Annotated in this window: 13 protein-coding genes; 10 read left to right on the forward strand and 3 right to left on the reverse strand. The window is 68.0% G+C overall.

Annotation, left to right across the window (positions count from 1 at the left end; translation table 11 throughout):
* Nucleotides 1-52: 52 nt before the first annotated feature.
* The 8 genes from pyk (at nt 53) to ACFQEV_RS15300 (ending at nt 8148) form a co-directional block, all read left to right on the forward strand.
* Nucleotides 53-1810 carry a pyruvate kinase gene (pyk, locus tag ACFQEV_RS15265; protein WP_379697810.1) on the forward strand — a complete coding sequence of 586 codons (1758 nt, stop codon included), beginning with the start codon at nt 53-55 and terminating at the stop codon, nt 1808-1810.
* Between the two features lie 78 nt (nt 1811-1888).
* Nucleotides 1889-2164, forward strand: a complete 276-nt coding sequence (locus ACFQEV_RS15270; protein WP_379697813.1) for a DUF7312 domain-containing protein — start codon at nt 1889-1891, stop codon at nt 2162-2164.
* Between the two features lie 142 nt (nt 2165-2306).
* Nucleotides 2307-3953, forward strand: a complete 1647-nt coding sequence (locus ACFQEV_RS15275) for a BGTF surface domain-containing protein (protein WP_379697816.1) — start codon at nt 2307-2309, stop codon at nt 3951-3953.
* Nucleotides 3950-4186: a hypothetical protein gene (locus ACFQEV_RS15280; RefSeq protein WP_379697819.1), complete on the forward strand. Its 237-nt coding sequence runs from the start codon at nt 3950-3952 to the stop codon at nt 4184-4186. The genes ACFQEV_RS15275 and ACFQEV_RS15280 overlap by 4 nt, the downstream gene beginning before the upstream one ends.
* A gap of 97 nt (nt 4187-4283) precedes the next feature.
* A complete protein-coding gene (locus tag ACFQEV_RS15285; protein ID WP_379697822.1) occupies nt 4284-5414 on the forward strand; it encodes a restriction endonuclease in 1131 nt (376 codons plus the stop codon).
* Nucleotides 5415-5494: 80 nt separating this feature from the next.
* The gene (locus ACFQEV_RS15290) at nt 5495-6076 is read left to right on the forward strand and encodes an NfeD family protein (RefSeq protein WP_379697825.1); all 582 of its coding nucleotides are present in this window, start codon (nt 5495-5497) and stop codon (nt 6074-6076) included.
* Nucleotides 6077-6197: 121 nt separating this feature from the next.
* Complete coding sequence (locus ACFQEV_RS15295) at nt 6198-7430, forward strand: SPFH domain-containing protein (protein ID WP_379699898.1); 1233 nt, start codon at nt 6198-6200, stop codon at nt 7428-7430.
* 94 nt (nt 7431-7524) lie between these two features.
* On the forward strand, nt 7525-8148 hold the full coding sequence (locus tag ACFQEV_RS15300) for a winged helix-turn-helix transcriptional regulator (RefSeq protein ID WP_379697828.1): 624 nt from the start codon (nt 7525-7527) through the stop codon (nt 8146-8148).
* A gap of 141 nt (nt 8149-8289) precedes the next feature.
* Here the strand turns inward: ACFQEV_RS15300 and ACFQEV_RS15305 are convergent, their stop codons facing one another.
* Nucleotides 8290-8532, reverse strand: coding sequence for a winged helix-turn-helix domain-containing protein (locus ACFQEV_RS15305; protein WP_379697831.1), 243 nt, complete (start codon nt 8530-8532; stop codon nt 8290-8292).
* Between the two features lie 229 nt (nt 8533-8761).
* Between ACFQEV_RS15305 and ACFQEV_RS15310 the strand changes: the two genes are divergently transcribed.
* A complete protein-coding gene (locus ACFQEV_RS15310; protein ID WP_379697834.1) occupies nt 8762-10609 on the forward strand; it encodes a flippase-like domain-containing protein in 1848 nt (615 codons plus the stop codon).
* Nucleotides 10610-10747: 138 nt separating this feature from the next.
* On the opposite strand, the gene yjjX is transcribed toward ACFQEV_RS15310, so the two are convergent.
* Both yjjX and ACFQEV_RS15320 read right to left on the reverse strand, forming a co-directional pair.
* Complete coding sequence (gene yjjX / locus ACFQEV_RS15315) at nt 10748-11257, reverse strand: inosine/xanthosine triphosphatase (protein WP_379697836.1); 510 nt, start codon at nt 11255-11257, stop codon at nt 10748-10750.
* A 48-nt stretch (nt 11258-11305) separates the two neighbouring features.
* Nucleotides 11306-12082 carry a helical backbone metal receptor gene (locus tag ACFQEV_RS15320; protein WP_379697839.1) on the reverse strand — a complete coding sequence of 259 codons (777 nt, stop codon included), beginning with the start codon at nt 12080-12082 and terminating at the stop codon, nt 11306-11308.
* A 217-nt stretch (nt 12083-12299) separates the two neighbouring features.
* Between ACFQEV_RS15320 and ACFQEV_RS15325 the strand changes: the two genes are divergently transcribed.
* The gene (locus ACFQEV_RS15325; RefSeq protein ID WP_379697842.1) at nt 12300-13352 is read left to right on the forward strand and encodes a transcription initiation factor IIB; all 1053 of its coding nucleotides are present in this window, start codon (nt 12300-12302) and stop codon (nt 13350-13352) included.
* The last annotated feature ends 35 nt before the right edge of the window (nt 13353-13387 follow it).

The following is a 13387-nucleotide window of genomic DNA, read 5'->3' on the forward strand; positions in this document are numbered from 1 at the left end:
CGGACGGACGTCATCGTCGGGCTTTTTTATCCGATCGGGAGTAACTTGACGCATGAGAAACGCGAAAATCGTCTGTACGCTGGGACCAGCGTCAGACGACCGAGCGACGATTCGGTCACTCGCCGACGCCGGGATGAGCGTCGGGCGCTTGAACGCCAGTCACGGGACGCCCGAACACCGCGCGGAGGTCATAGACCGCATCCGCGCGGTGGACGAGACGACGGAAGCGCCGTTGGCGGCGATGGTGGACCTACAGGGGCCGGAGGTTCGGACCGCCCCCCTCGACGAACCCATCCACCTCGAAACGGGATCGGAGGTACGGTTCGTCGAAGGCGACGACGCGACGCCCGAGGAAGTCGGGCTGTCGTACTCCATCGCCGCCGCGGAGGCGGGCGACACGATTCTCCTCGACGACGGCCGCATCGAGGCGACGGTCGAACGGGTCGAAGACGCCGCCGTTATCGCCCGCATCGACTCCGGCGGCCAACTCAGCGGACGCAAGGGCGTGAACGTCCCCGGCGTGAGCCTCGACATCGACCTCATCACCGAGAGCGACCGCCGCGAGTTGGAAGTCGCCGCCGAGAAGGAGGCCGACTTCGTCGCCGCGTCGTTCGTCCGCACCGCCAACGACGTCTACACCATCAGCGACGAACTGGAGAACCTCGGCGCGGACATCCCCGTCGTCGCCAAGATAGAGCGCGCGGGGGCCGTCGAGAACTTAGACGAGATTATCGATGCGTCGTACGGCGTGATGGTCGCGCGCGGCGACTTGGGCGTCGAGATGCCGCTGGAGGACGTGCCCATCATCCAAAAGCGCATTATCCGCAAGTGCCACGCGACGGGGACGCCCGTCATCACGGCGACGGAGATGCTCGACTCGATGGTCCACGCGCGGCGGCCCACCCGCGCGGAGGCGTCCGACGTGGCCAACGCCGTCCTCGACGGGACGGACGCGGTGATGCTCTCGGGCGAGACGGCCATCGGCGACAACCCCGTCCGCGTCGTCGAGACGATGGACAGCATCGTGCGACAGGTGGAGGCGAGCCCCGAGTACGACGAGACGACGGAGGGGCACATCCCGACCGCCGAGGACAACTCGCGGACGGAAGCGCTCGCTCGGTCCGCGCGCTACCTCGCCCGCGACATCGAGGCCAGCGCGATAGTCGCCGCCTCCGAGTCGGGGTACACCGCGCGGAAGACGGCGAAGTTCCGCCCCGCCGTTCCCGTCGTTGCCACGACGCCGAACGACCGCGTGCGCCGCCAACTCGCGCTCTCGTGGGGGATCATCCCGACGTACTCCGCGTACCGCGACGGCATCGACGAGATGATGGACGACGCCGTCGAAGCCGCACTCGACACGGACGTCGCCTCCTCGGGCGACACCATCGTCGTCCTCTCGGGGATGATGACCGAACTGGAGGGGACGAACACGACGAACATGCTGAAGGTCCACGTCGCCGCGGAGGCCATCGCCACCGGGCGCAACGTCGTCGGCGGGCGCGTCGCCGGCCCCCTCGCGTTCGCCCCCGGCGGCGACCTGACGGACCTGCCGGAGGGCGCGATTCTCGCCCTGCCCGCGGACTTCGACGGCGAGTTCGAGGGCGACGCGAAGAAACTCGCCGGAATCGTGGACGCCCGGCCAGGCATGACGGGCTACCCCGCACTCGTCGCCCGCGAGATCGACATCCCGATGATATCGGGCGCGCCCATCCCCGAGAGCGTCACCCCGGGCACCGAAGTGACGCTTCACGCGGAACGCGGCGTCGTCTACGAGGGGAACGTCATCGAACACGGGAAGGGGCGGCGCTGACGGACGCCGACCCGCGCGCGGATCGACCGCCCCTCCGTGTCGGTAGGCATTTCCCGACCCGTCTCCTACCGTCCGACGATGGACCGACCCGACGACACTGAATCCGCCCGCGAGGGGCGGACTCCCTCGAACCGGGCGCAGTCCGACGAGGACGAGGCCGCGCGGACGGCCGAGGAGGGGGCGACGCCCACCGAGGGGACCGCCGGCCTGTTCTGGTCCGAGGACGACGACGCGGAGACGCCCGAACTCGAACCGCTCGAACCCGGGCGGCCGTCGCCCGAGAACGTCCTGTTCGTCGTCCTCGGCGCACTCGGCACCGTCGCCCTCGTCCTGACCGCCGTCTCGCCGCTCTGAGGCGCGGACGGCCGACACGGGACCCGAGGGCGTCGAAGCGGCCGAATCCGGGCCGTTGGATTATCAATTCTGAGTACCCGACCGTAGTCTTTTATGGGTGATGCCGGGTAGAGGTGCGTAACGTCCCGCGCCGGGCATTCCGATGAGACGCACACACATACTCGCGACGGTGGTGGCGACGATACTCGTCGTCGCCGCGGTTCCCGTCCCAGCAGACGCCCTCACGACAGCCCCCGGTTCGAACGACGCCGTCGCGTTCGACGTTGACGAGACGCAGAGCGTCTCGTCCGCCAACCAGAACGCTTTGCGTTCTGGTGACGTCGCAGAACACGGTTCTGCGGGCAGTGAGACGCAGTCTCGAAACGTTGCCGACGCCTCCGGTTCGTTTCCGGGTGGCAACGTGACGGTCACTCGCGGCGATAGAGTGACGTTCACCGTCAGTCACTCCGGCCCCGCGAACGTGACCATCGGCGGCCCGGACTACGGCTATCACCTCCGAATTCACCTCGGCGGGTCCGGTACCGACGAGGTTTCCATCGACACGTACGCGACGACGAGCGCCGACCCCGACACGTACGTCACGGGCGGCGACGCCACGTTGGTCGGACCGAGCGGAGGCCTCGACGAACCGCTCGAACCCGGCGATTACCTCGTGCGCGTCGACGTGGCCGGCGTCGAACGTGACATCGCGACACTGACGGTCGAACCGCGCGGAGGGATGAGCGCTCAGACGTTCGTCGCCCCCGGCGAGTTCGACCCGAACTCCGTGAACGCGGGCAACGACGGGAACGCCAACGTCGGCCCCCTCACCGGCGTGGCGTCCGCGAGGGGAACCGTCGCCAAGGGCGACTACGCGGTGGTGAAAATCGAAGAGAGCGGATTGGAGACGGCGCTCAACGCCAGCGACCTGAGCGGCGGTGAGGCGGCCAACGGCGTGAAACTGACCTTCACGCAGACGGCCCCCGGCCCGAACCGCGACCCCACCACCTACCTCGCGCACGGAACGACCGACGGAGCGAAAGAAGCGAACGTGACCGTCTACCCGGCCTTCGGGAGCGACCACGTGTACGTCGTCTGGGACACCTCGAACGTCTCCCTCTCGCGGCAGTCCGAGCGGAACCGATACGAGGCCCGTCTGACCCTGACCGAGGGGAACTCGCTGGTGGACGAGGAGACGGTGGTGGCAGCGACGCCCGTCCGGTTGGTCCGTCAGACGGTGAGTCTCTCCCCCGAGACGGACCACGTCCACCTCCCGTGGGAGAACGACACGTACGTCGTCTCCGGGCGGACGAACCGCGCGCCGAACACGACGCTCGAAGTTCGGATCCGGTCGCCCGACCCGAACGCCTTCCTCCAGATTCGCCCGATGACGGTGGACGGAGACGGGCGGTTCAGGGCGTCGTTCGACCTCGGTGACGTCTCCCGCGGCGCGAACGCGACGATGTGGGTGCGCGACCACTACTTGGAGACGATGCAGGAGGTGGCGATAGTCGCCCCCGACCCGAGCGTCACCATCGACGACCAGGACCCCGGCGACGACCCCGAACTGACCGTCGCGCGCGCCGAAGTCCCCGAGGGCGGGTTCGTCAGACTCGTAGACGAGGGGGGAACCGCCGTGGGGCGGTCGAACTACCTCGAACCGGGCCGCCACGAGAACGTCTCGGCGTCGCTTTCGATGCCCCTGTACGACTCTCAGACGATACGCGCCGAACTCGTCGCCGACCGGACGGCGACGAGGCGTACGACGCCGGGAACGACACTGCGTACCTCCGAAACGGCTCCGCGGTGAACGACACCGCGTACGTCGAGTTCCCCGCGGCGCCGACGGAGACCGCGACGCCGACGCCGGAACCGACGGCGACGCCGACGCCGGAACCGACGACGACGCGGTACCCGATTCTGACGGAGACGCCGTTGGACCCCTCGGAGGCGTCGAAGTCGAGCATCCCGCTTCCGATACCCGTGACCCTCACCGCGCTTCTCGCGGCGGCACTCCTCCTCGCCCGACGGAGGGAGAACTGATGACCGTGTTTCAGCCCGCACCTACCACCCCGACGCGTCGAACCGACCCCGCCGAGACGACACCGCACGCCCCGCCGCGGAGCGGAGGTGACGGGCGGTGATTCCCGAGTTGGAACCGGAGGACTTCGTGTCGTTCCTCGGCGACCTCTGGGGCGAACGCGGGTGGGAGACGACGGTGCAGGAGCGAGCGAACGGGACGTACTTCATCATCGGCGAACGCGGCGACGGCAGGCGGGGCGTCCTGTTCGTCTTCCCGACGACCGAGTCGCACGTCTCCGGTCAGCACCTCCGCCGGTTCGTGACGCTCTGCGGGAAGAAGGGCGTGGACGTGGCCGTCGTCGCCACCCAAGGCGCGTACGCCGACGAGGCGCGGAAGATAGCCGACGCGAAGGGTATCCACCTCCTCGATCGGACCACGCTCGAAGGGACCGTCGAGGAGGGCGGCTTCCACCACGTCCTCCGGAAGTACACCGGCGGCGGTCCGTTGGACCCGATTCTCGCGAAACTCAGGGCGCTCGGACTCCCCGTCCCCGAGACGCTCCCCTTCGACCTGCCGTTCGACCCGGCCGAGTTGCAGGCGCGGATCCGGAGCAGACTCGGCGGCTACAGCGACGGAACCGACGACTCGAACGCCGACGGGCCGCCCCCGGACGGCGAGGGAGACGGCGGCGGCGGCGGGCGATTCGACGCGCTTCCGGTGTCGCCGCGGACGCTCCTCCCCGTCGTCGTCGCGGTGGTGCTGTTGGTCGTCGCCGGGTCGGCCACGGGAGCGCTCACCGTCCCCGGGATGGGCAGCGGCGGGGGGGACACGGCGGTGTCCGCCGTCTCGACCGCCGGCGCGAACGCCGCCCTCGACGTCCGCTGGAACGCCGAGACGACCGACAGTGTCACGATAAACGGGACGACGTACGACGCGCCGGAGAACGAGACGTTCGTCGTCGTCCGGATGAACGTGACGAGTCTCTCGGAGTCGCCGGAGCAGCTGTCCCAAGCGCAGTTGGCGCTGGAGGTGGCGGGCGACCGGTACGGTTACCAACCGCTCCGGAACAGCACCGGGTTCCCGTCGGCGGGCCTGTTCGCGCCGGGCGAGTCGCGGGAGGTGTGGACGGTGTTCTCCGTCCCCGCCGACGCCGAGAGCGGGACGCTCCTCGTCCGGTCGGGCGAGGACGTTCCGGGCGTGAAGTTCACGAGAGACACCGCCATCTCCGCGGAAGCGACCGAACTCTGACGGATGGGTCGGCCGCGCCGCCGGATGAAATTCGGCGATGGCGTGACAATCCTTAATCGGGAGCGTTCCATAGGTCCGCTATGCTCGGGTCGTCGCTCTCGCCGTTGCAGCTCTCCATCGGGCCGGAGGCGTTGCCGCTTCTCCTCGTCACGGCCGGACTCGGACTCACCCTCGCCGAGGCCCTCGCGCCGGGCGCGCACTTCATCGTCCTCGGCATCGCCCTCCTCGCGGCCGGACTCGTGGGACTCGTCATTCCGTTCGCCGGACCCATCGTCCTCGGCCTCCTCGTCCTCGTCTTCGGCGCGTTGGCGCTGTACGGCTACCGCGAACTGGACATCTACGGCGGGAAGGGGACGGGCCGAACGTCGGACTCCACGTCGCTCCGCGGGAAGACCGGTCGCGTGACCGAACGCGTGACGCCGACGGGCGGCGAGATAAAGCTGCTCGACGGCGGCGGCTTCAACCCCTACTACGCCGCGCGGTCCGTGAGCGGAGAGATGGCCGAGGGGACGGAGGTCATCATCGTCGACCCCGGCGGGGGCAACGTGGTGACGGTCGAATCGCTCGAGGCGCCGCAGGACGAGATAGACCGCGAACTCGCGCGGGGGCGCGCCCGCACCGAACGCGACGCAGGCGTCGAGTCGGAGACCGAACGCACCTGAACGCGGCCGAACGACCCGACCCGGCCGGCCCGTCGGCGGATTCGGTCGCGTCGCTCGGTTCGCTCGTCATTGTCTCGGGCTAACACTTATCCGCACAACTCACCAACCCCCGGGTATGGTAGTGGACCCCGTAGCACTCCAACTCGGCCTCGGTTTCGGATCGTTCGCCGTCGGACTGTTAGTCCTCCTTCTCGCGGTCGTCACCGTCTACCAGATGGTGGAGATCGTCGACGCCTACGAGAAGAAGGCGCTGACCGTGTTCGGCGAGTACCGGAAGCTGCTCGAACCGGGTATCAACTTCATCCCGCCGTTCGTCTCGCGGACGTACGCCTTCGACATGCGGACGCAGACGCTCGACGTCCCCCGGCAGGAGGCCATCACGCGGGACAACTCGCCGGTCACCGCCGACGCCGTCGTCTACATTAAGGTGATGGACGCGAAGAAGGCGTTCCTCGAAGTCGACGACTACAAGAAGGCCGTGTCGAACCTCGCGCAGACGACGCTCCGCGCCGTGCTGGGCGACATGGAGCTCGACGACACGCTGAACAAGCGACAGGAGATAAACGCGCGCATCCGCAAGGAACTCGACGAACCCACGGACGAGTGGGGCGTCCGCGTCGAGAGCGTCGAAGTCCGCGAGGTCAACCCCTCCCAGGACGTCCAGCAGGCGATGGAGCAACAGACCTCCGCGGAACGCCGCCGCCGCGCGATGATCCTCGAAGCGCAGGGTGAACGTCGCTCCGCCGTCGAGACGGCCGAGGGTGAGAAGCAGTCGAACATCATCCGCGCGCAGGGTGAAAAGCAGAGCCAGATCCTCGAAGCGCAGGGTGACGCCATCTCGACGGTCCTCCGCGCGAAGTCCGCCGAGTCGATGGGCGAACGCGCCATCATCGAGAAGGGCATGGAGACGCTCGAAACCATCGGGCAGGGCGAGTCCACGACGTTCGTCCTCCCGCAGGAGCTCACTTCGCTCCTCGGCCGCTACGGCCGCCAGCTCTCCAACAGCGACGTGCAGGAACAGGCCGGCCTCGACAGCCTCGACTTCGACGCCGAGACGCGGGAGCTCATCGGCCTAGACGACATTGAGGAGATTCTCGGCCAGATAGACGAAGCCGCCGAGATGGACGTCGAAGAGCTCGAACAGGAGGCGCAGGCCATCAAGGAGGGGGCCGACCCCGACATCAAGAGCGCCGACGAGATAATCACGGAGGCGGACACGGAGGACAAAGCGAACATCCGCGACTCCGACGAGGTCGTAGACGACGGTGCCGGCGGCGCGGCCGCCGCCGGGGGAACGTCGGCGGACGGCCCCCCCTCCGACGAGGACGCGGAGGTCGAACGAGAGGTCGAATAGGAAAGAAAGTCTCGGAATCGTACGTATTAACGCCTCACTACAAAATGGAGCGAAGCGCTTTTGCACTCGACCTCCCGTATTTGAGGTAGTACCGATGGCAGACAACGGGGTAGACGAGGAAAAACGGGCCACGCTGCGGCGATTCGCCGCGCTCGGGGCCGCAACGCCGCTCGTGGGGTTCGGAGACGACGAGAGCGAGACCGAATCCGGCGAAACCGGAAGCGACGCGCGCGACGCGATCGTGGGGTACGTGGCCGCGACGCCGGGGGCGCACTTCTCGAAGATACGCGACGACCTGAAACTGGGGACGGGGGAGACGCAGTACCACCTCCGGCACCTCCTGGAGGAGGGCGTCGTGGAGTCGCGCCGCGACGGTGACTACAAGCGGTTCTTCCCGACGGACCGGTTCGAAGAGTTCGAGCAGGTGTCGCTCGGCTACCTGCGCCGTTCGACGCCGCGCGGGATGCTCGTCGAACTGCTCCGTGACCCGGAGGCGACCGGGTCCGACCTCGCGGGCCGACTCGACGTGTCGCGTGCGACGGTGAGCACGTACGCGCGGGAGCTCGACGAGGCGGGACTGCTCTCGCGAGAGGACGGCTACGCCGTGCGCCGCCCGGAGACGGTCATCACGCTGTTGATCCGCTACGCGGACTCGTTCGGGCCCGACGCCGCCGCGTTCGCCGACGACGCCTCGCGGTTCATCCGCTTCGACCCGTAAGCGTCGTCGCGGTTGCGGCGTCGCTGTCGGCGATACCTTCTCGAAAAACGAGCGTCACCGAGAGCGACGACGCCGCCGAACGTCGGCGGTGCGTCCGCGTCTCGTCGTCCTGTCGCGGTGGTACGGTCAGTTAACGTGGGCTTAGACGGTCACTTTCCACGTCGTGCCCGAGGAGTAGCCCCACTTCTCGACGGTCACGTCGTACTCGTCCGACAGGAGCGCTCGCATGTTGGCCCCGACTTCCTTCGCCGAGAGACCGAGATCCTCCGCGATGAGACGGGACTTGAAGTACATCTGGTCGGGCGCGTTCGATTCGAGGTAGTTGAGGATGCGACGCTGTTTCTCGCTGAGGTCGGTCGTCGCGGCGGAGGCGGTGGTGCTCATACTACACGAAAGGCGACAATGGGGTATGAGGGGTTTGGTACGAGCGCTTAACACGCCGTCGTCGTGCGGTTTTCTCCCCCCGACCCCCCCGCCCGCTGGGGCGACAGTCCGTTGCAGGTACAGTCGTCTAACAGTACCATAATCTAGACTATCAGGCGCTCAGGGTGCGTTTGACGGCCAAATACGAAGACAGAAAATTCATACCTGCGGGCCGCCCACGAGGAATACAATGGGTCGTCCGACCGCAAGCAACGCGGTCGACGCTTCACGCGCCGTCGAAGTGAGCGTCGTCCTTCCCGCGTACAACGAAGAGAACACTATCGAACGGACCGTCGAGACGACGCTCTCGGCGCTCTCTTCGTTCCTCCCCGACGACGCCTTCGAGGTCATCGTCGCCGAAGACGGCTGTTCGGACCGAACGCCCGAACTGGCCGAAGAGATGGCCGCCGCCGACCCGCGCGTCCGCCACTTCCACAGCGACGAACGGTTGGGGCGCGGCGGCGCACTCGAACACGCGTTCGAGGCGGCCGCGGGCGACGTTCTCGTCTACTTCGACACCGACCTCGCGACGGACATGCGACACCTCGAAGAACTGGTCGAACGCGTGCGCTCGGGCGACTGCGACGTCGCCACCGGGTCGCGGTGGATGCCGGAGAACGTCGCCGACCGGCCCGCCAAGCGCGGCGTGCCGAGTCGCGCGTACAACGTCCTCGTGCGCCTCTTCCTCCAGTCCGACCTCCGGGACCACCAGTGCGGCTTCAAGGCGTTCTCCCGGGAGGTGTTCGAGACGCTCCGCGACGGTGTGGAGGACGAACACTGGTTCTGGGACACGGAGATGCTCGTCCGCGCCCAACGCGAGGGGTTCGAGGTCGGCGAGTTCGCCGTCGATTGGACGCCGCAGAGCGACACGAAGGTGGACCTCGTCCGCGACGTGTTCGGCATGGGGAGCCAGATACTTCGGGCGTGGTGGCAGCTGTCGGTTCGCCCGCGCATCACGCGCAGAGTCGCGTTAGTCGCCGGCGCGGTCCTGACCGTCGCCGCGATGCTTCTCATGACGCAGTACATCGACTTCGGGGCCGTCCTCTCGGAGGTCAGGCAGGCCGACATGACCTTCGTCGCCGTCGCCACCGTCATCTACATCCTCTCGTGGCCCGTCCGCGGCGTCCGCTACCGCGACATCCTCGAAGAGTTGGGCTACCGGGAGAAGGCGAGCTTTCTCACCGGCGCGGTGTTCATCAGTCAGACCGGGAACCTCGTGTTCCCCGCGCGCGCGGGCGACCTCATCCGCGCGTACGTGGTGAAGGCGCGGCGTGGCATCCCCTACCCGACGGGGTTCGCCTCCCTCGCGGCCGAACGCGTCTTCGACCTCCTCACGATAGCCGGCATGGCGGGCGTCGTCCTCGTGGGCTACACCGTGACCGGAGAGACCGCCGAACTGGCGGCGACGCTCGTCGGCGCGGAGGAGGCCGGGCTGGTCGCCGTCGTCGTCGCGACACTCGTCGGTCTGGCCGCCGTCGTCGCCGTCGCCGTCATCGCCCTCACCGCCCGGTCGGACAGCAACTTCGCGGGGAGTCTCGTCCGCCGGGCGAGTTCCGACTCCTACGCGGAGTACGTCGCGGGCGTCGTCGAACGGTTCGCGGGCGACTTGCAGACCGTCGCCGGGACGCGACGCGGGTTCGCCCGCGTCGGCGCGTCGAGCGTCGTCATCTGGACGCTGGACGTCATCACGGCGGTCGTCATCCTCGCGGCGTTCGACCCCGGACTCGGAGTCGTCGAACTCCTCGCCGTCGGCTTCTTCGCCGTCAGCGTCGGCAACCTCGCGAAGGTGCTCCCCCTCTCGCCCGGCGGCGTCGGCCTCTACGAAGGCGCGTTCACCCTGCTGGTCATGGGCCTGACCGACGTGGGCCCCTCCATCGCCATCGGCGCGGCGGTGCTCGACCACGCGCTGAAGAACGTCATCACCATCATCGGCGGGTACGCCTCGATGATCGGCCTGAACGTCTCCCTGACGACCGCCGTCGAGGAGACGCGCGACGTGAAAGACGCCCCCGAGGGAGCGGCGAAACTCGACGACTGATACCCACCTTTTTCTGCTTCGGGTGCGCTTCGCGCACCCTCACCGCAAAAATCTGGACCAAAAAGGCCGACTCAGCCGTCGAAGACGGCTTCGTCGGTGAACCGCACGCCTTCGGCGCGCGGATGTTCTTACGGCCAACTACCGATACAACTCGCTCACGAACGGCGCGAGGGCCGCCGTCACCGCCGATTCGAGCGCGTCCGTCCGGGACATCCGGCCGCCGGTGAACGCGCCGGCCGCGCCCTGCTTCTTTGCCACGTCTTCGGTCCCGAGAACGTCGTCCATCACCGGCCCGAGTTCCTCGCCGGCCCGCACCCTGTCCGCGATTCGGTCGGGGAGGCGCAGGCTCGGCCCCGCGCCGTACCCCGTCGTCTCGCCGTCGGTGACGGCGGCCCACATCACCAAGAACAGGTCGTCGGACCCCTCGAAGGAGGCCACACCCCCCTCGATGCCGACGCCGAAGTCGTACGCGCCCGCGTCGAGGGCGGCGACGGCGCGGTTCTCCGCGCCGGTGCGCGTCTCCGCGTGCCCCGTCGGTTGCTCCGAGACGCCCGAGGGCACGGACTCGGACGCCACGGTCGCCTCGTCGAAGGCGCGTTCCGTCGCGTCACGCTTCACCGGATTTCCGCTGCCGACTGCGACTCGCATGCCCGCCGGTTCCGCGTCGGCGGGGATGTGCGTGTCGCTTTCGGCGACTCACTCGCCGCCGTGAAGGAGAGACGAGAGCGTCTCGATACCCTCGACGAGGCGGGGACTCGGCTGGTTCAACAGGTCGTCGTCTACGACGTGAACGTCGGCGTCGACGTTCCACCCGCGGGCGCGGAACGACTCGGGGTCCACCCGGTCGCCGTGGCCGCAGACGTGCAACACGACGTGGTCGGGGTCTTCGACTTCGACCGCGGAGCGAGACACCTCTCTGGAGCGTTCGCCGGGCGGGACGAACGGGTAGCGTCCGCCGGCGGCCGCCACCGCCTCGGGGACCCAGTTGCCCGCGGCCATCGGCGGGTCGGACCACTCCTCGCAGTAGACGACCGGGCGAGGACCGTCGCCCGGTTCGTCGGCGACCGACTCTCGGACCGCCGCGAGTCGGTTCCGCGCCTCCGCGGCGAGTTCGGCCCCCGCCTCCGGTCGCCCGACGGCGCGACCCAGCGTCTCGAAGGAGTCTACGACGGCCGCTAACCCGTCGGGTTCGACGTGGCAGACGTCGAAGCCCCGGTCGAGGAGTTCGTCGCGGACGTCCGCCTGCAAGCCGTCGCTGGTGCAGACGAGGTCGGGGTCTAACTCGGCGATGCGGTCGTAGTCGGGGTTCAACCACCCGCCGACGACCGGCCGGTCCAACTCGCAGTGCGTCGTAACGCCGACGACGATGTCGTCCGCGCCCATCGCCGCGAGCGTCGCCGTCGAACTCGGTGCCAGCGATACGACGCGCGGTGCCCCCTCGGCCCCGCGTGCGCCCTCCGGGTCACCCTCCATACCCCCTCTCGAACGTGTGAGCGCAAAGGAGTTACGCGAAGTCAACAGTATATAAACATGAACGACACCCGTTCACAAACGTCGGAAATCGAGGCCTATCGTACGAATTCGAAGAAAATTCCGAACTGCTTATGTGGTCTTACTCGCTCTTTGGGGTACGGACCGCCTCGGGCTTTCTCAGCCGTGTTTCCGCACCGGGGCATTCGTCGCTGTACCAATGAGCGAGAAGAGCACCTTCACTCGCAGAACTGCGAGAACGAGAGAGGAACCGAAAGAGCGGACCGGCGAGAAACGGAACGCCGACTCCGCGGGAGAGAAGTGGGGGCGACCGGCGGACGAATCCGAGACGGAGTCGGAGACGACCGACGAGGAACTGACGTGCCCGGAGTGCGGCGGCAACGTCATCACCGACGACGAACACGGGGAGACGGTCTGTGACGACTGCGGCCTCGTCATCACCGAGGACTCCGTGGACCGCGGCCCCGAGTGGCGCGCCTTCGACGCCCAGGAGAAGGACAGCAAGTCCCGCGTCGGCGCGCCGACGACGAACACGATGCATGACAAGGGTCTCTCGACCAACATCGACTGGCGCGACAAGGACGCGTACGGCAACTCGCTGTCGTCGAACCAGCGCCAGAAGATGCAGCGTCTCCGCAAGTGGAACGAGCGGTTTCGCACCCGCGACTCCAAGGAGCGCAATCTGAAGCAGGCCCTCGGCGAGATAGACCGCATGGCCTCGGCGCTCGGTCTGCCGGAGAACGTCCGCGAGACGGCCTCGGTCATCTACCGCCGCGCACTCGACGACGACCTACTGCCGGGACGCTCCATCGAGGGCGTCGCCACCTCCTGTACGTACGCCGCCGCGCGGATGGCCGGCGTCCCGCGTTCGCTCGACGAGATCACGGACGTCTCGCGTGTCGAGAAGAGCGAAGTCGCCCGGACGTACCGCTACATCGCCCGCGAACTGTCGCTGGAGGTCAAGCCAGCGGACCCAGAGCAGTACGTCCCGCGCTTCGCGTCGGAACTCGGACTCTCCGACGAGTCGAAGATGCGCGCGCGCCAACTGCTGAAGAACGCCAAGGAGAAGGGCGTCCACTCGGGCAAGTCGCCGGTCGGCCTCGCGGCCGCCGCCGTCTACGCCGCCGCCCTCCTCACGAACGAGAAGACGACGCAGGCCGCCGTCAGCGACGTCGCGGACATCTCCGAGGTCACCATCCGCAACCGCTACCACGAACTCCTCGAAGCCGAGGAGAGCCTCGGCCTCGCCTGAACTGCGCCGTTCGCCGCGGTTTTCGGTTTTATCGA

Origin of the sequence: Halopelagius fulvigenes (assembly GCF_042662625.1) — an archaeon.
Lineage (GTDB): Archaea > Halobacteriota > Halobacteria > Halobacteriales > Haloferacaceae > Halopelagius > Halopelagius fulvigenes.